General features: G+C 41.8%; 19 protein-coding genes and 1 pseudogene. 1 reads left to right on the plus strand and 19 read right to left on the minus strand.

Features of this window, described 5'->3' with window-relative positions; translation table 11 throughout:
* Positions 1-58 precede the first annotated feature (58 nt).
* The 14 genes and pseudogenes from QR40_RS00565 to QR40_RS00630 form a co-directional block, all read right to left on the minus strand.
* A complete protein-coding gene (locus tag QR40_RS00565; RefSeq protein WP_044292898.1) occupies positions 59-1,573 on the minus strand; it encodes an AMP-binding protein in 1,515 nt (504 codons plus the stop codon).
* A 62-nt stretch (positions 1,574-1,635) separates the two neighbouring features.
* Positions 1,636-1,866, minus strand: coding sequence for an acyl carrier protein (locus QR40_RS00570; RefSeq protein ID WP_027293795.1), 231 nt, complete (start codon positions 1,864-1,866; stop codon positions 1,636-1,638).
* A 14-nt stretch (positions 1,867-1,880) separates the two neighbouring features.
* A complete protein-coding gene (locus QR40_RS00575) occupies positions 1,881-3,281 on the minus strand; it encodes a condensation domain-containing protein (RefSeq protein WP_044293427.1) in 1,401 nt (466 codons plus the stop codon).
* A gap of 5 nt (positions 3,282-3,286) precedes the next feature.
* Positions 3,287-4,231: an alpha/beta hydrolase gene (locus QR40_RS00580; protein WP_044292900.1), complete on the minus strand. Its 945-nt coding sequence runs from the start codon at positions 4,229-4,231 to the stop codon at positions 3,287-3,289.
* Between the two features lie 13 nt (positions 4,232-4,244).
* Positions 4,245-4,595: an SCP2 sterol-binding domain-containing protein gene (locus QR40_RS00585; protein ID WP_044292902.1), complete on the minus strand. Its 351-nt coding sequence runs from the start codon at positions 4,593-4,595 to the stop codon at positions 4,245-4,247.
* Positions 4,592-5,002, minus strand: a complete 411-nt coding sequence (locus QR40_RS00590) for a MerR family transcriptional regulator (protein WP_027293791.1) — start codon at positions 5,000-5,002, stop codon at positions 4,592-4,594. Before QR40_RS00590 ends, QR40_RS00585 begins: the two co-directional genes overlap by 4 nt.
* Positions 5,003-5,300: 298 nt before the next feature.
* A complete protein-coding gene (locus tag QR40_RS00595; protein ID WP_044292905.1) occupies positions 5,301-6,104 on the minus strand; it encodes a Cof-type HAD-IIB family hydrolase in 804 nt (267 codons plus the stop codon).
* Positions 6,105-6,314: 210 nt separating this feature from the next.
* Positions 6,315-6,725 (minus strand): annotated as a pseudogene (locus tag QR40_RS00600) (NifB/NifX family molybdenum-iron cluster-binding protein); the annotation flags it as partial.
* A 160-nt stretch (positions 6,726-6,885) separates the two neighbouring features.
* The gene (gene arfA / locus QR40_RS00605; protein ID WP_027293788.1) at positions 6,886-8,403 is read right to left on the minus strand and encodes an arabinosylfuranosidase ArfA; all 1,518 of its coding nucleotides are present in this window, start codon (positions 8,401-8,403) and stop codon (positions 6,886-6,888) included.
* 21 nt (positions 8,404-8,424) lie between these two features.
* Complete coding sequence (locus QR40_RS00610; protein WP_027293787.1) at positions 8,425-8,685, minus strand: DUF6171 family protein; 261 nt, start codon at positions 8,683-8,685, stop codon at positions 8,425-8,427.
* On the minus strand, positions 8,686-10,188 hold the full coding sequence (locus tag QR40_RS00615; RefSeq protein WP_044292906.1) for an alpha-N-arabinofuranosidase: 1,503 nt from the start codon (positions 10,186-10,188) through the stop codon (positions 8,686-8,688).
* 56 nt (positions 10,189-10,244) lie between these two features.
* Positions 10,245-11,108: a carbohydrate ABC transporter permease gene (locus tag QR40_RS00620; RefSeq protein WP_027293785.1), complete on the minus strand. Its 864-nt coding sequence runs from the start codon at positions 11,106-11,108 to the stop codon at positions 10,245-10,247.
* Between the two features lies 1 nt (position 11,109).
* Positions 11,110-12,009: a carbohydrate ABC transporter permease gene (locus QR40_RS00625; protein ID WP_027293784.1), complete on the minus strand. Its 900-nt coding sequence runs from the start codon at positions 12,007-12,009 to the stop codon at positions 11,110-11,112.
* A gap of 40 nt (positions 12,010-12,049) precedes the next feature.
* The gene (locus QR40_RS00630) at positions 12,050-13,462 is read right to left on the minus strand and encodes an ABC transporter substrate-binding protein (RefSeq protein WP_044292907.1); all 1,413 of its coding nucleotides are present in this window, start codon (positions 13,460-13,462) and stop codon (positions 12,050-12,052) included.
* A gap of 387 nt (positions 13,463-13,849) precedes the next feature.
* On the opposite strand from QR40_RS00630, the gene QR40_RS00635 reads away from it, so the two are divergent.
* Positions 13,850-14,776: an ArsR/SmtB family transcription factor gene (locus QR40_RS00635; protein WP_027293782.1), complete on the plus strand. Its 927-nt coding sequence runs from the start codon at positions 13,850-13,852 to the stop codon at positions 14,774-14,776.
* 100 nt (positions 14,777-14,876) lie between these two features.
* Here the strand turns inward: QR40_RS00635 and QR40_RS00640 are convergent, their stop codons facing one another.
* From QR40_RS00640 to QR40_RS00660, 5 genes are all read right to left on the minus strand, one after another.
* Positions 14,877-17,438 carry a transglutaminase domain-containing protein gene (locus QR40_RS00640; protein WP_044292909.1) on the minus strand — a complete coding sequence of 854 codons (2,562 nt, stop codon included), beginning with the start codon at positions 17,436-17,438 and terminating at the stop codon, positions 14,877-14,879.
* Between the two features lies 1 nt (position 17,439).
* A complete protein-coding gene (locus QR40_RS00645; RefSeq protein ID WP_044292911.1) occupies positions 17,440-18,864 on the minus strand; it encodes a leucyl aminopeptidase family protein in 1,425 nt (474 codons plus the stop codon).
* 204 nt (positions 18,865-19,068) lie between these two features.
* A complete protein-coding gene (locus QR40_RS00650; RefSeq protein ID WP_027293779.1) occupies positions 19,069-21,063 on the minus strand; it encodes a beta-galactosidase trimerization domain-containing protein in 1,995 nt (664 codons plus the stop codon).
* Positions 21,064-21,170: 107 nt separating this feature from the next.
* Complete coding sequence (locus QR40_RS00655) at positions 21,171-22,022, minus strand: carbohydrate ABC transporter permease (protein ID WP_044292913.1); 852 nt, start codon at positions 22,020-22,022, stop codon at positions 21,171-21,173.
* Positions 22,023-22,032: 10 nt separating this feature from the next.
* Positions 22,033-22,914, minus strand: coding sequence for a carbohydrate ABC transporter permease (locus QR40_RS00660; RefSeq protein ID WP_044289315.1), 882 nt, complete (start codon positions 22,912-22,914; stop codon positions 22,033-22,035).
* Positions 22,915-23,006: the final 92 nt, after the last annotated feature.

The following is a 23,006-nucleotide window of genomic DNA, read 5'->3' on the forward strand; positions in this document are numbered from 1 at the left end:
GACAATTCTTCTACTCATATTGTATACGGAATGGGCGGCAATTACAATAGATGATCCACTACACCCTTTTTATCTTTTTGGATGGTGTCTTTGCAAATTCTTCTTCTCTTACCTTTAATCCATGGATCCTTTTATATACCGGCCTGTCTTTATTATATGCATCCAGAATGTTCTGCAGCTCTGCTTCTATATTTTTGATGCGCTTTTTCTTAGCATAATCATAATCAGGGAAAATTTCCGCCTGTATCACACTGTCTTTCTCGCTCACAATAATTTCTTTTACCAGCGGTGCTTTACTGACTTCATTTTCCAGCTCTTCGGGTGAGACATTTTCCCCGTTATTTAAGATAATCAGATTCTTTTTACGTCCTGTGATATATAAGAAATTATCCGCATCGGCATATCCCAGATCACCGGTTTTGAGCCAGCCGTCTTCCAATGTATCTTCCGTTTCTTTTGGCATTTTATAGTATCCCAGCATTACGGAAGGGCTTTTCACCCAAATTTCCTCGTCTACTATTTTCACTTCACATCCCGGCAGAAGTTTGCCTACGGAATTTTTACGGCTGTCCCACTCCAGATTCGTACTGATCACCGGAGAACATTCTGTCATTCCATAACCCTGAAGAATACGGATCCCGTATGCACTAAAACCGTCGATTAAGTCCGGATTCAAATAGGCCCCGCCGCTGCAGATTGTTTTCAGATTTCCTCCAAGAGCAGCTTTTGCCACCATCTTTTTCGGTAAAATCCCAGTTGCATCCACAAGCTTTGCATATAATGATTCAATCACCATTGGCACCAGCAAAATGATTTCCGGTTTAAATAATTTCATATTCTTCTGTACATGCATAATGGAATCATTGATGCAGATAACCATTCCGATATAGATGGCTTTTAAAATATCCATGGTAAAACAATAAGCATGATGAATGGGTAAAAGCGTCATGGATATGGTGCCTGCCGGAATCTTCATATCCAGACACACCGCATTATCCGCCAGATTACGATGGCTCAGCATAACACCTTTGCTCTTTCCGGTTGTTCCGGATGTAAAGAGAATAGCGGTCATTTTATCACAGTCAATATCGGTAAAAAAACTGCCTTCATTTTCTACAATCAGCCTGTTAAAAGACAGGATTTCATCTAAACTTTCGGAAGCCTGCATGGAAATCAGGTACTGCAGTCCGGGACACTTCTCTTTTACTGCCTGTACCAGATCTTTACGAAGTTCATCAAATACCAGGACGCTGATATCTGCGCGGTTTATCAGTTCGCACAATTCCTCTGCGGGAAGCTGTGCATCCAGCGGCACTGCCACACTGCCCGAATTCACCGTTCCAAAATAACTGATAATCCATGGATATGTAGTGGAACCAATAATCGCCACATGCTTTTTAAGCATATTCAGTTTTTCCAGTGACCGGCTGAATGATTCACTGTCTTTTTTTATGTCCCGATAGGTTTTGGTAATGACCTCTTTACGCACCTTATACCGGATTGCAGGGGATTCCCCATACATTTCTGCGGCGTATTCAATAATGTCTTTCATATTTTGAATTTTAGTTTCCATATGCTCCTCCCATTTCAGGTTTGTTCCATAACGGTGTCAAAATCTACTTACGTTACTTATGCTTATGCTTCCTGAAGTTCCTTTATATATTTCACTGCATCGCCAACTGTTTTTACATTTACCACTTCGCGCTCTTCTACTTCAATATCAAAAGTATCTTCGATCTCCCCCACCATACTCATAAAATCATAGGAATTAAATCCAAGATCCTCGATAAAACGGCTCTCTTCTTTAATCTCAGACTGATCAACTTCCACATATTCACAAATCATTTCCTTTAATTGTTCCAGCATCTTTCCCGCCTCCCTTATACATGATCCATTATTTCTCCAACCGTATTCTCCGGATGGGTGGTTCCATAAAATAATATTTTGCAGAGATAGTAATATACATATTCCAGTTTTTCCGGTGTCACTGCTCCGGTCTGATATTCAAAACTAAAATCCAGTCCGTTATCCTGCGCTCTGTGCATAACTGTAAGGTACAGGGTATGGGCTGCTGCTCCATTGGTATACCAGGCAGTCTTGTATTTAATATCTCCCAGTTTGTCCAATCCCTTACTCTGCATGGTAAGTGGCTGGTAGGTCAGGCTCATGGGTTCATAAGTCTGTGCGCCCTGCATTTTATAATATTTTCTTCTCACATCAAAGTAAGAAACCGGGTCATAATTGGCATGTCGGAATAATTGATTCTGCCCGTCACGGATCTTATGAATTCCTTCCAGAAAGGTCTCATCCCGGGAAACAACTGTTCGGAAAGGAAAGCAGTGAATTCTTGTTCCGCCGCTTTTTTTCTCCGAAAGTGTTGCTCTTCTGGCAATCGTTGTGGTTAAGGAAACATCATCCATATCATTCTCTTTTTGTAAAAAGGTGCGAAGTCCCATCATGAGCAGGCATACCATGGAAATCTGGCGTTCCTCACAGAAATCCAAAAGCTGCTTGGAAGGCTCCGCTTCAAGATGAAATACCGTAATATTGGCATCCACATTATCGGTGAGATTTGTAGCAGCACGAAGTTTGGGATTGCCCGTGGATTTACGTTCATTCATCAGTTTCTCCGGTCCATGTATATCGCAGAAAAACGGCTCTGAATTTTTAATCAAGCTTTCAAAAAAAGCCGTATCCCTTTTCTTTGCAGAAGTTCCTGCTTCATAAGCAATATCTTTTTCCAACTGGGTAATGTAAGACGCCATTTCTTTTGGATAATCAATTCCTTCATACTTGTAATGACAGTAAATCTCGATGACATCCTTTAAAAAGACAATCAGCGACTGAGCATCCATAGTCATGTGGTCCACCAGCATATAAACGCCCTGATACCCATCGGGAAGCTGAATCATGACAATCCGGTTCATGGGACTGTCAAACCGCTCAAAGGGAATCCCAGTCCATTCTTTCATTTTATCCTCAGCATGTTTGTGCTGCCATCCGGTAAAATCAAAGTGTTCTATTTCACGTTCCTCTCTGTCTGCAATATATTGATATACATTACCAGCTTTATCCTTTGCAAAGCGGATGCGCATACTCTCACATCTGGCATATGCTTCATATATTGCTTTCTTTAAAACCTCCCAGTCCAGATCCTGTTCGATGGTTAGACTGGTTCCAATATTTAAGACCTGTTTCTTAGGGCAGTGAGCCAGTGTAAAGAAATGCAGGCGCTGCGCCGCAGTTATCGGATATACTTTTTTCCCATATCTTGTTTTCATCATAACTACTCCTCCAAAATGCTGTTCAAGAATTCTTTGACTTTATTTTCGTATTTTTCTGTGCCTTTATAATAACTTTCTGCATGGGCTGCACCTTTCACTATCAGCATCTCTTTTCGTGCTTTGCATGCTTTATACAGTTTATGACACATCCGGGACGGCACAAAAGTATCCGCATCCCCGTGAATAAACAAAATAGGAACGGTGGATTTTGCCACCTCATTTAATGCATTACACTCATTCAGCCCATATCCTGCTTCTCTTTTTGCCATTACATCGGCTATCTGTAAGATTGGGAATGAGGGCAGATGGTATGTATTTTTTAAAACCGAATCAAAGACCTCCCATGCAGAAGTAAATCCACAGTCGGAAATAATCCCTTTTACACAGTCCGGAAGTGAAAGTCCGCTGACCATTAAAGCAGTTGCGCCTCCCATTGAGATCCCATGAAGCATGACCTGACAATTCTTTCCACATCTTTTTTCCAAATATTTTATCCATTTTAATGCATCAAATCTGTCTAAGCATCCAAAGCCAATATAGGTTCCTTCACTCTCCCCGTGTGATCTGTGATCTACAATCAACAGACTGTAACCTAAATGCAGATAGAAATATGCCAAAGAATTAAAATCATTGGAACCCCGACTGGTATAACCGTGTAAACATAAAATGACTTTATCCGGATTAGCACCCGGATAGAAATGTCCTTTCAGTCTCAATCCATCCCTGGCGATGATGGAAACAGCTTCCCGTTCCTGTCTGACTACCCATTCTTTTTTCTTCCGTATTTCCGGCAGATATTGGTTCCAGTCGGTTCCCGCCATCTTGGTGGTTCGTTCTTCTTTTGCATTTCCCCGAATCATGGTACGGCGGAAAAAATATCCTGCAATCCCGGTCTCCACTGCAGCAGCTACTATTCCTGCTCCCAGTATTATTACTGATTTACTCATAGATAAACTCCTTTCAACCCCTCAGGTCAAAAACCCCGTCGCCTGCGGGAATAAATTTCTGAAGCATCAGTGCCTTGTCAAAATCTCCTTCTACTTTTAACTGCCCAAGGGTAAATGCCAAAATGGGATCTGACTTCTTTTTTGCAATTTTCAAAAGTGTCTTTGCAGTGCAGGTAAACAGCACATCTCTGTCGTAATACTCATATGGTTCTATATAAAGCTCCCCGTCTTTCACCTCAGCATAAAATGCACCCTCAGCTTCTCCCTCAATATTAAACTGATATGCCAGGTGTGTGGCTATGTCACTGACATCCGCCTTCATAAACATACATTTAATCTCTTCAAATAAATCTTCATAGGTCATATTTTCCGCTCCTTCTCTTCCCTGATTCCTTCTTTTTCATCTAAAATATCCAGCACTCCTTTGTCATATTCATTCAGTTTCCTGCTGGTAATATCCAGACATTTTTTCATTGCCTGCATCCGGTATTCTAAATATTCACGGTATTGGGTGATTAGCGTTCTTCTCTGGGACAACGTAACTTCTCCCTGCACCAGAAGTGAAATATATTCTTTTATTTTCGCAATGGGCATATCGATTTCACGGAGGGCAAGAATCATATCCACCCATTCTACATCGCCTTCCGTAAAGACCCTGGTTCCATTTTCCTTTTTCTTAATAAATGGCAGAAGTCCCTCTTTATCATAATAGTGTAACGTATAAACTGATATTCCTAATTTTTCTGAAACTTGTTTTACTGAATATTCCATAACTGCCTCCTTGTTTTATTATGCGCTATAGAGTGCACTCTATGTCAATAGGAAAAGATTATACAGTTTATGCAGTATATGGATAAAAAACTGTATAAATTTCATAGTTCTTTTTTCTTTGTATGTGGGTTCCATGTTGGATTTTGGGGGTTTCTGTCGAATTGCTTTGTATGTAAAGAAAGTGTAAATCTATGATTTGATATCATGAAAAAACACCAAAGAAAAACCTCACTGGGGAATGTTCTCTTTGGTGTTTTATTTATTTTTCTGTATAAATAATCATCTGTTTCCAGAATTCTTAAATTAGTGCGAACTCTTTCAGTCCATTATAAATGCCGTCTTCATACATCCCGTCAGTTCTGTATTTTGCAACTTCAAATACTTCTTCGCTGCTGTTGCCCATGGCAATTCCATAATTTACGTATTGGATCATTTCCAGATCATTTACACTGTCTCCAAATGCGTAACTGTCTTTCTTATCGATATCCAGGTACTGCAGCAGCGTTTCGATACCCGTTGCTTTTGTAAAACCAACAGGCACACATTCCGCATAATTCTCATCATCTGATTCAAAATGTATAATAAAGTCCAGAATGTCTTTTAACTCTTCCCGAAATCCTTTTAATTCAGATTCTTTCCCAAAATGTACTGTTAACTTATTTATTTGGATGGAATCTCTGTTCTCAATCATTGGCAGAAGTAAACAATACTTTCCTGTCATATGTTTAATCTGTTCCAGATACTGGGGCAAATTTAAATTCTCATTGTAATACATGGCTTTACTTCCCTCCAGGATTACCTCCAGTCCGTATTTTACAGATGCGTCCACTACCCGCTGTACATCCCTTTTGCTTAGGGTACGATTTTCTACCTGCTTTCCCTGATACTCAACATATGTTCCACAGGCGCCCACAATTCCCTGAAACCCCAGATCTATCAGTTCCTGCATGATCATCGCTCTTGCCCTGCCAGTACAAAGGACAGGAATATGGCCATTCTCTACCAGCATTGCAATTGCCTGCCTTGTAGATGGCTCTACCCCTGTCCTGTGATCATATATAGTTCCATCAATATCAAAAAATATAATTTTCTTATGATTCATCTTTTTACTCCTCATCTGTTCTTGCCCATGCCTGCAAAGCACATGCACTGTTCACCGGTATTTCAATATTAGGATATCGGGAGATGAGGAAAAAGTCAATATAGAAAACGCATGATAATTTTACCTTTTTTGATTTGAATTTGGAGTAATTGTGCGTAGTACTTTATGAATGATACATAAATCTCTTCATAACGTACTTTACGCGCCTTATTAATGGCTGCAGTTATGTCCGCAGCTGTGATCTGCATGGCTGCCGCAATCGCTGTGGCCTTCCCCATGAGCATGCTCATGATGGCTGCATTTTACATCCGGATTATACTGAAGCTTGTCCTTCAGCAAATCTGCAACAGCCTTATCAGCATCACCGGAAGCTCCGCCAAACAGCTTGATCCCTGCATCCTTAAGGGCATTCTGGGCTCCTCCGCCGATACCGCCGCAGATCAGCACATCAACACCTGCCTCTTTCAAAAATCCTGCCAGTGCACCATGTCCGCTGCCGTTGGTATCCAGTACTTCACTGGAAATAATCTCATTCTCATTGATCTCATATACCTTAAACTGGCTGCTATGTCCAAAATGCTGGAAAATTTGTCCGTTTTCATACGTTACTGCTACTTTCATGTTCGTTTAGTCCTCCTATAAATTGAATTTCTTATAGTTTAACATACTTTTGGATATAATTCCAGTGGGTCGGGACGGGGCAGGGATGGTGACCGGAAGGAGCAGGGGGCCTTCCGTACACACACTTAATCAGCAAAGCGTCCTTTCTAATTAAAACACATCACTTCTTCAACCTTATCACATTCCAAGAAGCCCTGTTCAATACCGTCTTCAAAATTCCATCTTCCACTCTGCTGTTAGCAGAATGTCCAGGTACCACCCTTTCTTTTCCCGGACCATTGCTTGCCTTTAAGTCATCGCTTTCCAGCACGATATGCTCCAGTATCTGGTAACCTGGAAAGCTTCTGATATCGCATTCCATAGGTATTCCTTCTTCTAAATCGCGGTTTACGGCGAAGATGGTTACCTCCTCTGCTTCCTCGTTGTAAACTGCTACTGCATCCACATCCGTTACATCGGTATATTCTTTTGTATCGTGCCTGGAGCTGTCAAATACCGGCTGCAATGCAGTACCCCTTCCATATATGGAAGCATGGAGGTATGGATAAAAGATCGTTTGTTTCCACGCACCGCCGTCTGTCTCTGTCATTATGGGTGCGATAACATTGACCAGCTGTGCCAGGCATGCTATTTTTACCCTGTCGGCATGTTTTAAAAAGGTAATAAGCATCAGTCCCACTAAAAGAGCATCCTCAAAAGTATAGACATCTTCCAGAAGCGCCGGAGCTTTCTGCCATGGATGGTTTGCCATGGTATCTTGATCGGATTCGTTGGAGTGGAACCATACATTCCATTCATCAAAGCTTAAGTTGATATTCTTACTGCCTCTCTTTTTCGCTTTTACGAAATCACAGGTGGCAATGACTGTGCGAATAAAGTGATCCATTTCCACGGAACGTGCCAGGAAGTTCTTTGTATCATGATCCGGATTACCAAAATACTGATGGAGGGAAACGTAGTCTACGTAATCATATGTATGTTCCAGGGTTGTTGCCTCCCACTGGGGAAACGTTGGCATTCCGGTATTGGAACTGCCGCAGGAAACCAGTTCTATGGAAGGGTCTATCAGTTTCATTGCCTTTGCCGTTTCCGACGCAATCCGCCCGTATTCAACCGGGGTTTTCGATCCTACCTGCCACGGGCCATCCATTTCATTACCAAGGCACCAGGTTTTGATTCCATGAGGCTGTTTTACACCGTGGGAAATTCTCAGATCGCTGTACTTCGTCCCGGATGGATGATTGCAGTATTCTAACAGGCTGCAGGCATCCGCTACACCTCTGGTTCCCAGATTTACCGCCATCATAATTTCTGAGTTTACCTCTTTGCACCATTTTGAGAATTCATTTACCCCGATTTCATTGGGTTCCAGACTTCTCCATGCCAGCTCCAGACGTTTCGGTCTCTGCTCCACCGGTCCCACACTGTCTTCCCAATAAAAGTTAGATACAAAATTACCGCCGGGATAACGTATTATGGGCACCTGTAATTCCTTTACCAGATCCATCACATCCTGACGAAAGCCATTTTCATCTGCCGTGGGATGACCAGGCTGATATATTCCTTCATATACGGCACGCCCCAGGTGTTCTATAAAAGATCCATAAATCCGCTTATCAATCTTAGATATCTTAAAATCTTTGTCTATTACCATTTTTGCATACTTTTTACCAGTCATTTCCTACTCCTTTTCTCCTATTCACCATTCTGGAGTTGTGTGGGGGCAGCCATTTTTTTCAATGACTGCTCTCATTTCCACAAAACATCCGCATATCCTGCACATTCCATTTATCAGGCTGTCACACGCTTTACATTTATCAAGGCGTTCCCGATACTTATTTTCTTCTGTTTTAACATCTTCATCCAGCCGGCTGATGTAATCATAGAGATTTTGATAATAAACGCTCTCCGGCATTTCTTTCAAGAGGCATTTTTTACATACTCTCTGGCTTTGATTCATTTATTCCACCTCAATATGAACTACGCTGCACGGCGGGATTACAAAAGATATGCCCTGACCGGTAATCTGAATATCATCAAAGTTCTGAACCTTAACTGTTTCCGGCTCATCAAACGTATTCATAGCATGCATCTCATTTACCAGAATTTTGCCCACTGCCTTTTCCACGCTGCGCCCTGCGATTGTGGTATCAATCGGATAAGCTTCTTCTATGGATAAGTTGGTTATGGTAAGATGCATCTTGCCATTCTTATCTTCCGATACCGATTCTGTAAGATTTGGTACCAGGAACTCTTCTTCCAGTCCGATCTGGTCCGTATCTATATGGCTTTCCAGAAGCACTGCATCCTGATGGCACTGATACATATGGAACACATGGTAGGTAGGTGTCTTTACCATACGTGGTCCTTCGGTTAAAATCACAGACTGCAGTACATTTACTAACTGGGCGATATTTGCCATACGGACACGTTTGGAATATTTGTTGAAAATATTCAGATTAATACCGGCTACCAGAGCGTCCCGCATGGTGTTCTGCTGATAGAGGAATCCTGGGTTTGTTCCCGGCATGGCATTGAACCAGGTTCCCCATTCATCTACAATGAGTCCGATCTTCTCATCCGGGTCATATTGATCCATAATTGCACTGTGGCGTTTGATCAGGGTCTCCATATAAAGGGTTTTAGAAAGTGTCTTATACCAGGCCTTTTCATCGAAATCCGTTGCACTGCCCTTATCTTCCCATCCCTCAGGGTGGGTGTAATAGTGGAGGGACAGTCCGTCCATAAAACCATGCTGGAAAGGCTGGGAATGACGGAAACAGGTTTTTAATACTTCCTGCGTCCATTCATAGTCATCCACGTTTGGCCCGCAGGCAATCTTGTAGATTTTCTTATCCTGTTTGTAATCCCGGACGTATGTCTGATATCTTCTATATTCATTGGCATAATATTCCGGAGTCATATTACCTCCGCAGCCCCAGTTTTCATTGCCTACTCCGAAGAATTCTACATCCCAGGACTCTTCTCTTCCATTCTTTTTTCTGAGTTCCGCCATTGGTGAGACACCGTCAAAGGTGAGATATTCCACCCATTCAGACATTTCTCTTACCGAACCGCTTCCTACATTTCCATTGACATACGCTTCACAGCCCAACTGGCGGCACAGTTCCATAAATTCATGGGTTCCAAAGCTATTGTCTTCTACCACGCCTCCCCAATGTGTATTGATCATTTTCTTTCTATTTTCCTTTGGTCCAATACCGTCCTGCCAGTGGTATTCATCGGCAAAGCAGCCTCCCGGCCAGCGCAAGACCGGTATCTTCATATCTTTCAGCGCTTCTACCACATCGCTGCGCATTCCGTTCCTATTGGGTATCTGTGAGTCCTCTCCCACATAGAGACCCTCATAAATACACCTTCCCAAATGTTCTGAAAAATGACCGTAAATTTCCTTATGTATTTTACTTTTTTTCTGCTGCGCATCAATGAAAAGTCTTGCCATCTTAATTTTCCTCCAAAATTCTTAATTTATTTTTTTATTTATCCCACACCGCTTCATTATCCTTTGACTGCTCCCGCCGTCATTCCATCAATAAAATACCTTTGAAAACATAAAAAAAGTACAAATATTGGCAGAATAGAAAACATAGAACCTGCAATTAACAGGTCATAATTATTTCCATAAGGAGTCAAAAGCGTATTTAAACCGATGGGCAAAGTAAATTTATCAGCATCACGAAATACCAGCAGGGGCCAGAGCATGTTATTCCAGGAACCCATGGCGCATAATATTGACATTGCCGCAAAAGCCGGCTTCGTGATTGGCATCATTATTTTAATACTGATTCCATACTCCGTTGCCCCGTCTATTCTGCCTGCATCCAGCAGTTCTTTCGGCAGACCGCTCATGTACTGCCGGAAAAAGAAGATCGTTGACGCAGCACAAAGTCCCGGAAGAATCGCCCCCGCACGGCTGTTAATCAGTTTCAGGTCTATGATCTCCTGATACAGCGGAAGCATCAGGATTTCAAAAGGTACCATCATTGTTGCAATTACCAGGAAAAACAGTAAATTCTGCAGTTTATACTGATACATCGTCAGCCCGTATGCTACAAAATAACAGATCAGAAGTGTCAGTACAACTGTCAGAACCGTAAGCACCATACTGTTTTTAAACCATAAGAAATAACTGTGATTCCCGGTAAACAAGTATTTGTAATTATTCAGGCTCATGGCGGAAAAATCCAGATTCAGACTCATTCCATACCTTATCAGATCCTTACCTGGACGATATGATGCTATAAACGAAATAAGCAGCGGGGCTACTACAACTAAACTTACAATCGCAAAGATTCCGGTATTGACTGCTGCCAGGATCTTCTGGTTTCTGCTCATGGATGAACGCTCTTTTCTTTTACCCATCTTACCGTTCCTCCTTTTTAAAAGTCCCATTCATAACCAGTTGGAATATATTGATAATCAAGGCTATCAGAAGAAGCACCAATCCTACGGCAGATGCATACCCCAGCTGGTTCTTCTCAATACCGCGCCGATACAGGTACCCTACAATCGTAAGTCCGATATTTTTAGGTGACGAATTCCCATTCCATAGCATAAAGCTTTCCAGGAACATGGATAATCCTGCATAAATACTGATTGTCAATACATAGATACTGGTGGGCTTCAAAAGCGGAACCGTTACAAAACGGAATTTCTGCCATTTTGTTGCTCCATCGATATCTGCCGACTCGTAAAGAGCTGTGTCAATATTTTTAAGCCCTGCTATAAAATACAGTGTATTCACACCGGTCCATCTCCAGCATGCCAGCACAAGTAATGCCAACATGCCTGTTGTGGATTCTTTCAGCCATTTCAGAGGGCCTGCTCCAAACAGTCCGATCAGCTGATTCATGGCGGACCCATTCAATTCGCTGAACATCAGCCGGAATATAGTACCTGCTACCACTACTGAGGTAAGGGCCGGGAGATATAAAATTGCTTTCCAGAGTCCCTTTGCTTTTGTCAGGCGGCTGTCCATCATTACCGCATACAGCATGGGAAAAGGGATCAGTAATGCAATGGTGAACAGCGTATATTTTGCGCTGTTCCAGACAGCCGTATGAAATGCAGCATCTTTTATTAGCTTGGTATAATTGGCTGTCCCTATCCATTCCACCTGACCCGGCAGGACCGACTGGAAACTCATCTTAACCGTACTGAACAAAGGATAGATCCAGAATACCAGGAAGCTTAAAATAAACGGAAGAACAAACACATAAGGTGCAATTTTCTGGGAATAAAATATTTTTTTTAACTTGTTCACGGTATTTCCCTCCTTTAACCAATTTTAGCATCTGCACTCATTACTGTTCCAGGGAAACATTATCCTGCGCTTCCTGCAGCGCCTCTGTAACATCCTGCCGGTCTTCTAAAATTGCATTTAAGGTGGTATTATTAAATACTTCGCCAATAGTCGGGGTAATCGTAACTACTTTTACAATGCCGATCTCATCTTTAATCTCATTTAAAGTATCAAATGGATTTGTCTTGAAATAGGAAATATATTTATTTGATGTATCTTCTGTTATGGATTTATCTGTCCATATTTTCGTATTACAGGTATCAAAGCCCAGGTCTTCCCAGATTTTCTTTTCTCCTTCTTCCGACAATTTCGCCCATGCCAGAAATTCTGCTGCCAGGTCTGCACTTTCACACTGATTGGTTACAACCGTTCCTGTTCCGCCGATGCCCACAGATCTGTTCTGTCCTTCTTCATATACCGGGCAGGGTGCAATCGCCCAGGTATCTGTCATTTCCGGCATATAATTCAGGAATCTGGACATAAACCACATTGCTTTTGGGAATGAAGCAATATTTCCATCTGCCACATTGGCATACCCTTCCTCCATATCTACATGGCCGCCCGGCGATACCATGGCAATTCCTTCATCCAGCCAGTCCTGCTGCATGGTAAGCATCTTGTTCACAGAATCAATGGTTACGTCTGCTGTGCCCTGTTCATCTGTCCAGTCCTCACCATATTCCGCCATAGACAGGGACAGCCAGTCCGTACCTGCCGTATCCACAGATGTCATCCTGACTTTACCATCAGACGCTTCTGCTAACTTCTTCCCTGCCTGTGTGTAATCATCCCAGGTTTTAATCTGCGTATAGTCTATACCATACTGATCCAGGATCTTTGTGTTATAGAACATTACCGTTGCCCCAACATGGGTAGGCACTCCGTAATTTTTCCCATCTTTACTGTAAAGGTCAATACGTGACTGTACGATATCTTTTGTATAAGGTTCCATAAAACTATTCAGTTCTTTAAACTGTACTTCCCCCTGCAGAAAATTGGGGAATTGTCCAACTTCCACATCGCATAAATCAGGTGCACCTTCGCCTGACTGTAATGCCAGGGTAAGCTTATTATGCATATCTGCAAATGGATATGTAGTAAATGTAACTTCAATGGTCTTATCCGGATTTTCTTCGTTCCACTTCTGCACCATATTTGAATAAAACTGTGAATGCATCTCTACAAATGTCCACATATCAAAATGCGTTCCATTGGCATCGCCGGTAGTTGTCACAACTTCTGTCTCAGAATCTGCTTCCTTCCCATCCGCATTTTCAGAAGAAGCATCCTCCTTAGAGCTTGTATTGGTCCCTTCCGTTCCCGAAGCCGAACTGCCCTCCTTACCTCCACACCCGGTAAGCATAGTAACTGCCATAGACACACACAATAAAGTACTAATTAATTTTCTTCTCATTTTCGTTCCTCCCTGAATAAACTCACTTAGAAAATAACTCACATAAGGTTACATTTACCAAGCAAAAAAGGTCATCAACCCACACATCACAGCACTGCTTCAACAATCATCAAAACTATTTTCTGCCGGCCGGCATTTAGTATATATTCATCATATGTATTTTGTGCAATTTGTATATTTTTAATGACTTTTTATTCGCTTCGTAACTAAACTATACATTTTAATCCATATCTTGTCAAGTTATTTTTAAATTAATTTAGTTTATCTTAAACTCTTTGATTTTGTTGTGTGTTCCTTCTGCTTCCGCATTCGTTATTGTATTTTCCTCCAAATAGCGCTATAATAATTCTCAATACGACCAAAAAGGTTTTACGAAAGGAACACCCTATGCGTTATCTCAAAGACATCGACAGCGGCCTGCCGCTTTTTAAAGCCCTTGGTTCCGATATCCGGATCTCTATTTTAAATCTGTTGTTGGATGAAGGCCCTATGAATATGAACGTACTCGCCGGACGGGTAAATATCACGAACGGTGCCCTGACCAGCCATATTAAGAAGCTGGAAGACTGCGGTCTGGTGAAAATCACCAGCGAAGGTGATGGACACGGCAACCAGAAGGTCTGCTCTGCTCATATCGGACAGATACTTTTTTCTCTGACTCAGGAACCTGTTATCCAGAACGAATCTATTGCGGAATTGAAAGTCGGGCAATATTCCGATTTTTCCATTTATCCCACCTGCGGCATCTCCACACCTGCTTCTCTGATCGGTGATGTGGATGATCCCAGATTCTTCGTTCATCAACAGCGTTTTGACGCTGATATCCTCTGGCTCGGAAAAGGCTATGTGGAATATATTCTGCCTAATGTACTGCCTGCGTCACAGCGAATTGATGAAATTGATATCTCTCTGGAAATCAGCTCCGAAGCCCCGGGAAGCAACAGTATCTGGCCATCCGATATTCATTTTTATATAAATGAAACCTTTGTGGGTTATTGGACCAGCCCCGGAGACTATGCAGACCGCCCGGGTCATTTTACGCCAGGCTGGTGGTTTCCGAATTGGAATCAATATGGCCTTTTAAAGAACCTGATCATAAATAAAAACGGCACCTTTATGGATGATTTGAAAATCTCAGATGTCACGATTGATGATTTTGCTTTTACCGACCGGGACATGATCCGGTTCAGACTGGGCGTTCCGGATACCGCCAGACATGTAGGCGGAATGACTATATTTGGCAGCTCCTTCGGGGATTATAACCAGGATATCCGCTTTAAGGTCCGCTATTCACCACTGAAAGACGAGGCTTAAATACAAAAAAACAATAGGATTACACGAAAAAACGGGCGTATTGTCATCAGCAATACGCCCGTTCCCCGTTCTATCTTTAATTACCGGACTTTCCTCATATCTATTTCAATATTCTAAGCAGCATGTCTCCGGTTCCAACATTATAGCCGCTGGTTGCATATACTCCGTTTAAGCCGGGATTTGTCACAATAATTAGCGGTAACTTATCCGGGTCTACATACATCCTTCTTCCCAGTGTATTTACATTTTCAGCAAAGCTGTCATAATAAATCTGAACATCCTTCAGAGATGCCAGCGTTCTGGACAAGGTAGGATCCTGCAGTGATTTTTCTTCCTTTACTACAAAGATAATCTGTCCGTCAATGCTGTTAAATTCCTCTTTCCGTTCATATAATTCATTTAAAATATGTTCGGTAGGCTCTTTGCTCTCTTCCATCCAGATAATCAGGTTCTTTTTATTCTGCAAGATTTCAGAAGCCATGATCTCGCTTCTGTCTTTTCTGTGAAGTATAAAATCATTAATCTCGATATTTTCCAGCATATCGGATAATTTTGCCTCGCGCAGGGAAAGAACTAATTCTTTCTTTTCTCCCTGGTCCAATGAGAAACAATACGTTTTTGCAAAAATATTTCCGTTTGGCAGACGGTTTGAGGTTACAATGCGGTAAACACCTGTCTCTAATGGAACGGTCATACCATCCTTCCACACTTCTGCTGCCAGGTTCAAAGTCTGATAATCACCATTTTTTAATACTGCAAGAGTCCAGTTCTGGAAATATACCCATTTTGTACTGCCGCCGGATGCCAGACTGAGTGTACAATCTTTTTTCGCATTTTCCACGATGGGACAGAATGCACCTTCTTTATAATACTCCATGGCAAGATCCGCAGGATTTAACCTTGCCGCTATGCCCAGTGTACGGCAGACTGCAACAAAAAGAATCTTTTTGGACTGGGTGCTGCCTGTCTTCAGCATCAGACATCCCACCGGTGAAGTTGTCAGGCTGTCATATTCTCTGTCTTTCTTTTCCCCAACGGCTGCTACAATATAATCCCAGATACGGGTTGGTTCTGCAATAAATGCCTGTTTTTGATCCTCTGTAAAATATCCAAGGATGGACTCACGGTATTTGGTAAGGGGTTCCATATGCACTCTGGGGTTTAAAATGTAACGAACAAAAATGTCATGGGGTACATGTTCGGCATAAGCCTTGCTTTCTCTTAGATGCTCTTCCAGTACGTCACTTTTCAAATCACGGTAATCTTTTTTTGTCAATACGAAGAGCAGTTCTTTTCTAAGATCCATTTCTTCGGAAGCAGACAAAAATTTTACTACTTCCTTAAAATTGCCCCTGCTTTCTTTTAGAATCTCATCAATCCCGCTTCCATATGAGCTGCTGATCTCATTTGCTTCTGCCGCCTGATAGAAGGATGCCGCCTTTTTCTGTCTGAGGGCTGCGGCCTCTGCGAAACGTACCTCTCCTCTTTCCTTTTGCTCTTTTGCCGGCTGCTTCGTGTTAATTCTGGCATCTTTAGGGGCAATCACGTCAAAATCCTGCCAGCCGTCCATAACCGGCGGCATGCATCCGGCTTTGACATCTGTAAGGTGATCTTCTTCCAGTACAGCATCAAAAGATACAGAACACTCCTTTTCTTTATCCACATCCACTAAGATCTCTGCAAATACCCCATCTTTTATCACATGCAGATGACAGCTTCCAAGTCCTGTACAAAATCCCGCCTGTCCCTTTTCATCTGTTACGATTGAAGCGATGGGAGCAAATTCGGAATAGTTTAAAATCTCAAATTTTACAAGTGCTCTCGGCACCGGCCTGCCATTACGGTCTGTAACGTGTACCGTCAGTTTTTCTGTGAGCGCATAACGCTTAAGCTGACCCAGCACGGTTACCATGCCATCCTTCTGGATCACTTCTTCCTCTGCCCCTATGAAATCAAACCATCTGGAATGAATCAGCATGGCCCTGGATGACGCATTGGTAAACCAGCCTTTGTCCAGAATTTCTTCCGGTTCACACGCACCAATAAAATGCCATTCACCATCGCACCATACTTCTACCCAGGCATGATTATCATCACAATGGGACCATTTGGGAGCATAGACCTGACGCGCAGGAATTCCCACACTTCTCAGTGCACTTGTGGTAAATGTAGATTCTTCCCCACATCTGCCAAACGCACTTTTATACACAGTCATAGGTGATACGGTACGGTCATCCGTAGTCTGGTATGTAGCTTCTTCGGCACACCAGTAATTTACTTCCAGGGCCGCTTCCTCCATACTTTTCCCCTCTATCCGTTTAGACAACTGTGAATAGAAAAAGCTTCTGCAAGGAGAAATATCCTCTTCATTTATACGGTGATAAACTACATAATTTAAGAAGATGTCCTCTGGAACTTTTCCGGCAAACGGGCCCTTGTCCCACAGTAACACGCCCTGTTTCGCATAATCTGAAAAGTCCTCAAAAGTGTAATTTCCAAGATCACTAAGGGGCATGGCAGCATATAAATATTTCATCAGAATTGTCTCATGTTCGGAGCATTCGTTAAATTTGTCAATGATTTTTCCATAAATCTCCGGATATGCCGCTGCTGCATCTGCAAATCCTTTTTCAATCCGTTCTTCGCATTTTATTGAAAACATATTAATTATCCTTTCTGTCTAATAAATAATAAAGGGATGTAACTCCTGCACCGGTTGCACCTTTTGACTGAAACTCAAAAAGTGGGCTGTCTACCCAGGCAGTACCTGCGATATCCAGATGAATCCACGGTTTTTCCTCCGCGAACGCTTTTATAAATAACGCTGCCGTAATGGTACCGCAATGGCTTTCTCCCATATTTTTGATATCTGCAATTTTACTCTCAATCATTCGCTCCTGCTCTTCATAGACAGGCAGCCGCCAATAGCGTTCTCCTGATATCTGATATGCCTCTTTAAAGTCTGCGAAAAGGTCATCGTTATCACATACAACTCCCGCTGTAGAGAATCCAAACATATTTACAACCGCTCCCGTAAGTGTGGCAATATCTAAAACCCGGGTCACATTTTCATTTTTCACAGCATAGGCAACCGCGTCCGCCAATATCAGGCGCCCCTCTGCATCCGTGTTACATATCTCAATTGTCTTTCCAGCATAAGAAGATATCACATCTCCCGGAACAAGGCTTCCTGGAGCAATCCGGTTCTCACACATTGGAATGAGACCAATTACATTTGTTTTAACCTTATTTTTTGCCAGCGCCAGTACCGCACCTGCAACGGCTGCGCCCCCTGCCATATCGCCTTTGATTCCAAGCATGGAATTAGCAGGCTTTAAGCAATATCCGCCCGTATCACAGGTAACTCCTTTTCCAACCAGGGCAGTTATTTCTTTACTGTCCGGAGCTGCAAGATATCGGAAAATTAAAAAGCAGGGTTCATTGGAGCTGCTCTCACCAACTGCCAGCAGACCTTTCATTCCAAGCTTTTTCAATTGCTCATAGCTGATAAGTTCGCAGACAGCACCACTACTTTCCATCTTTTTACTGATCTCTGCAGCGAAATCCAAGGGCTTAAAATGATTGCCGGGCATGTTAACCATATCTCTTGCCCATACTACTGATTCCCCGATATGAATCCCTGCCTCAAGCTCTTTTTTTGCCGGCTCTAACTCGGCTTGTGCTATTCCGGTTAAATATACTTTCCATTCTTTCTTTTCTTTCTCTCCAAAAAAAGGTCCTTCGTAAGCTCCCATAAGGATTCCCTCCGCTGCTTCACGAACGGCAAAGGTTCCCTTTTTTTCTATGAAGTCCGATACATCTATGGAAAACTCATAGATATTGTGCTGCTTCATCTCTTTTACTGCCTTGGCTGTAACCTCTTTGATCTCCTTACTGCTACACTCATTATCACCTAAACCGATGAATAAATCAATCCGTTCATTTGAATTTTTCATAAAGCAGGATTGAAGATATTCACCCTGGAAAAGTCTTTTTACATATTCCGGGCATTTCGTGCGGCTCCATGCCTCTTTATTTATAAAATTCACCTGAAAAGTCTCGCTGCTGTTCACAACTGCTTCTATCATAATCACACCTCACCTGACGTACTGTTGACGGCGGGCATTCCTTTCTCTGTTTTTATTTAGGACTCCATAAAGAGCAGGATGCTTGAGATCTCTCCTGGCATCCTGCTCTTTGATATTAATCGTGTTTTCCCGTTTTATTAAAATTGATAATATTCGGAAATAGACAAGTGTTTATTGAGGATTCAAGCTATATGGACTACTGGATTAATACTGGATACTAATCATGTTATGTCCTTTCACTTCCTGCAAAGTAAAAGTAATATACTGTCCTTCCTGTTTAAAGGAAATGGCATTGTTCTCCGGTACCAGAGACACGGATTTAACTTCTTTGTCTCCTGCATAAAGCTTCATTGTAATCATATACAGCGGGATGATATCTTCTACCGTATAGATATCTTCGGAACGTTTTTCAGTAATATAATGTAATAAATGAAGAATATCACGGTTTTCTGCTTCCTGGTGATTCAGTGATGATATCAGTGTGGATGGTCCATCATGGTTTACCAGCTTATTCTCTAATAATAAATCCAGCGCATCTTTCACCATCAGTTTGCACCATCTTGCCGCATTCTTGCGATAGAGATGGAAGATCGGATGTGAAAAATAAACGGCATTTCCATTTCTCGTCACAGCCGGATAACCTGCTTTTCCGGATGACGGAGCATGCTGATGGGAACAGAAAGTCTTGCCAATACGGTCAAAATAAGGTTCTATTTTATCCATTAACACTTCGGCTCCTGCCGCTTCCACATCAAATCCTCTTAAATACATAACAAATTCTTCTTTTGGAAGATCTTTGCCAATTACTTCATTCGGCATGACAAATTCACGGTAAAACTTAGATTCTCCTAAATATTTCACACCATAAATATTTTCACTTCCATCCTTTGGAATACAGGAATCAAAAGAACCAATTACTTTTCCGCCTTTTGCAATATAATCTTTCATCACCTTTTCCAAATCCGCATTGTAATAGATACAATCCGGTAAGATGACAACTTTATACTGATCCATAGGCATCTGACTGTCAATGATGTCAAACTGGTAGGACAATTCCTGAAGCATACGTACCGTACCAATCAGAGATGGTGAAATTCCCAGATCGTATTCTTCTTCCGGATAGAACTCTTCCGGTGTAAGCACTGCTATTTCTGCTACGGATGACGCACTGCGGCAATATGGTTCTTTTTCCTTAACGCTGCCATAAACCTGCCCGATCAGGTCATAGGCACCCGGGGATAATTTCCCATTTGGATGCAGCTGGTCACCTATAGAACAGCCTGCGCCCATTGCCAGCATGCTAAAGCATTCTAACTCCAGCGCCGCACGGTTTTTCAGAGAGTGGAAATCTCCCCAGTAAGTATGAAATTTACCGGTCATTCCGATCATCTCTTTTCCAAGGTTTCTTGCATATCGGCTGGTTGCCGGGAAATGATCATATCCCCACCCGCCGCTTGGCAATGACTCCAGCTCTAAATGGCTGTAATCCTTGAAACTGTCCTTATAAGCAGGACCTACATGGGAACTGTTATAAAATATACTTGCTTTTGGCGCTCTTTCACGGATGAATGCTGAAATTTCAGACTTGAATTCTTCCAGCATATGTATGGAATAACGAAGGCGCATCGCCTTGCTTTCCACATCTACGTGAAGTTCTTCCATCTTCTTAACACAGTGCTCACATTTACAATCAACCTGGAAAAGTATATCCATGAAGATACCATCCACATTATCTGCCCCTACCACATCAATCATATCTTCCAAATGTTCCTTGAAGAATTCACGATATCCGCTGTTCAGGCAGATGGTATGGTAAAAATGAGGTGCCGGTACGTGCTGGGTATCGATATATTCACCATTCTCATCCACAGCAAGCCATTCCGGATGTTCTCTCATAATACGTCCATCCCACTGTGCAGTTGTATAGATCGGTACTTTGATGCCTTTTTCATGGCAGGCTTCAATCTGCTCTAATAACAGGTTGTGGTTCGTAAGTTCCGGATGGATTAATTCCGGAAATTTCTTAGATGGATAATAGAGCCATCCATGGTGGCATCTTGCAAAACAGGTAATAGAATCTACATTTGCTTTCACTAAGGTGTCTGCAAATTCTTCTTTATTGAAGTCTTTTCCTACTTCTGGTATATATTCACTGGTATGGAAGTCTAAATGAATTTGTCTGTATCTGATATTTCCCACGTACCATTCCTCCTGATGTTTTCCGCCCTTATTTCGTTTGTAAAAAACTGCCTGGGCATATATTTAAAATTATATCTGATTATTCAGCCAATAGCAATTATCAATTCTTATTCTTTTACTGCTCCTGCTGACAAACCGCTCTCTACTTTTTCCTGGAATAACAGGTATAATACAAGCGGTACTACTACTGTTATAACAATTGCAGCCATTAAAAGACCATGTTCACTACCACGTTCTCCGTTGAAGTTCAGCAACCCTAAGGCAATTGGTTTTAATTTTTTATCATTGATGAACAACAGAGGGAATAAAATGTTATTCCATGCACCCAGGAAATTGAAAATGGAAATTGTGGACAACGCCGGTACCGATAATGGAAGCATAACTTTGCGGTATATCTGGAAATAAGTAGCACCATCAATTAATGCTGCTTCTTCAAGGGATTTGTTAACCCCTTTCATAAAGTTTGAAGTTACAATTATACTGAATGGAAGGTTGAACGCAACATAGATCATAATCAGTGCCGGTATATTATTTTTCAGATTTAAAGCTCCGATAATATAGGAAACCGGAACAAGAACCGTATGCACCGGTATCATCATACCTACCATAAAGAATACACTTAAAAATCCATTTATTTTGAAATCAAATCTGGAAAGCATAAAAGCTGCCATAGATGCCACAATTGCTAACACGATAACCGTAGCACCTGCCTGAATGATACTGTTCATGAAATACTGGCCCATGTTGGCACCGTTCCATGCATCTACGTAGTTTTTCCACTGAAATACTTCCGGAAGCGCAAACGGCTTGGAGAAGATTTCTACTTTCGTTTTTACAGAAGACAACAAGGTGAAAACCATTGGCATTGCAAACATTACCGCATTCGCAATCAGGAATAAATACATTACCACGGTACCCACTGTTATTTTTTTACGTTCTTTTTTCACTTTGTTTTTCATGGTATACCTCCTAGTTCTCTTTGCTGCTCATAAGTTTATTACTGATTAAAGTACCACCCAGACAGATGACCAGTATGATAATACCGATTGCACTGCCAAGTCCGTAATGACTGTATTTGAATGCCTCGTTGTACATAAGCGTTGTCGGCAGATTGGTAAGTCCGTTTGGTCCTCCGCCGGTCATCGCAAATACCAGGTCGAATACTTTTACAGATCCGATGATATCCAGTAAGATACACATAGAAATAGTTGGTTTCATCATTGGTACTGTGATTTTAAAGAACTGCTGTACTTTTGTAGCACCGTCTATGGATGCCGCTTCATACAGGTCTTCCGGTATTGTAGTCAGCCCTGCAAGTAAAATTACCATGAAATATCCAACACCCGCCCAGATATTAACGAATACGATTACATTCATTGCAGATGCAGGGTTAACCAGCCAAGGGGTAACCAGATCGGAAAGTCCGATTACTTTTAATAATGCATTGAATGATCCTGTTGGCATAAATACAAAATACCACATCAGACCTACTGCAGTTAACGGAAATACTGTCGGTACAAAGAATAATGCCTTAAACACACGGTATCCTTTGCATTTCGTGTTAATTGCAACAGCCATTAAAAGAGCGATTGGTGTATGGAAAATAACACTGAATACTACCATCTTTAACATGTTTTTCAACGCTAATATAAAGTCGGGATTCTTAAATGCATTTGCATAGTTCTGGAATCCTACGAACTTCAGCTCTGATCCTGCAATTCCGCTCCATTCAATAAAGGAAAAATACACTGCTCCGATTAATGGAATAATCTGAAACAGAAGGTATATCACTAATGCAGGAACGATAAATAGAAAGATATAAAATTTGGTCTTCTTACTTTTTAGTTTCATTCGTATCTTTGTCCTCCTTTTAGACAAAAAATTTCACAATTCAATTTAAAGCACACCGCATCAGCGTGGTATCAATAACATACTCAAAAGTG

Origin of the sequence: Robinsoniella peoriensis (assembly GCF_000797495.1) — a bacterium.
Classification (GTDB): domain Bacteria; phylum Bacillota; class Clostridia; order Lachnospirales; family Lachnospiraceae; genus Robinsoniella; species Robinsoniella peoriensis.

Excerpts from the sequence above, each read along its gene's own strand:
- QR40_RS00570 (WP_027293795.1), bottom strand. The coding sequence starts at position 1,866 with ATGCTGGAACAATTAAAGGAAATGATTTGTGAATATGTGGAAGTTGAT.
- arfA (WP_027293788.1), bottom strand. The coding sequence starts at position 8,403 with ATGACTGGTAAAAAGTATGCAAAAATGGTAATAGACAAAGATTTTAAG.
- QR40_RS00620 (WP_027293785.1), bottom strand. The coding sequence starts at position 11,108 with ATGGGTAAAAGAAAAGAGCGTTCATCCATGAGCAGAAACCAGAAGATC.
- QR40_RS00615 (WP_044292906.1), bottom strand. The coding sequence starts at position 10,188 with ATGGCAAGACTTTTCATTGATGCGCAGCAGAAAAAAAGTAAAATACAT.
- QR40_RS00565 (WP_044292898.1), bottom strand. The coding sequence starts at position 1,573 with ATGGAAACTAAAATTCAAAATATGAAAGACATTATTGAATACGCCGCA.
- QR40_RS00645 (WP_044292911.1), bottom strand. The coding sequence starts at position 18,864 with ATGATAGAAGCAGTTGTGAACAGCAGCGAGACTTTTCAGGTGAATTTT.
- QR40_RS00590 (WP_027293791.1), bottom strand. The coding sequence starts at position 5,002 with ATGGAATATTCAGTAAAACAAGTTTCAGAAAAATTAGGAATATCAGTT.
- QR40_RS00655 (WP_044292913.1), bottom strand. The coding sequence starts at position 22,022 with ATGAAAAACAAAGTGAAAAAAGAACGTAAAAAAATAACAGTGGGTACC.
- QR40_RS00580 (WP_044292900.1), bottom strand. The coding sequence starts at position 4,231 with ATGAGTAAATCAGTAATAATACTGGGAGCAGGAATAGTAGCTGCTGCA.
- QR40_RS00610 (WP_027293787.1), bottom strand. The coding sequence starts at position 8,685 with ATGAATCAAAGCCAGAGAGTATGTAAAAAATGCCTCTTGAAAGAAATG.
- QR40_RS00635 (WP_027293782.1), top strand. The coding sequence starts at position 13,850 with ATGCGTTATCTCAAAGACATCGACAGCGGCCTGCCGCTTTTTAAAGCC.
- QR40_RS00575 (WP_044293427.1), bottom strand. The coding sequence starts at position 3,281 with ATGAAAACAAGATATGGGAAAAAAGTATATCCGATAACTGCGGCGCAG.
- QR40_RS00640 (WP_044292909.1), bottom strand. The coding sequence starts at position 17,438 with ATGTTTTCAATAAAATGCGAAGAACGGATTGAAAAAGGATTTGCAGAT.
- QR40_RS00630 (WP_044292907.1), bottom strand. The coding sequence starts at position 13,462 with ATGAGAAGAAAATTAATTAGTACTTTATTGTGTGTGTCTATGGCAGTT.
- QR40_RS00585 (WP_044292902.1), bottom strand. The coding sequence starts at position 4,595 with ATGACCTATGAAGATTTATTTGAAGAGATTAAATGTATGTTTATGAAG.
- QR40_RS00660 (WP_044289315.1), bottom strand. The coding sequence starts at position 22,914 with ATGAAACTAAAAAGTAAGAAGACCAAATTTTATATCTTTCTATTTATC.
- QR40_RS00595 (WP_044292905.1), bottom strand. The coding sequence starts at position 6,104 with ATGAATCATAAGAAAATTATATTTTTTGATATTGATGGAACTATATAT.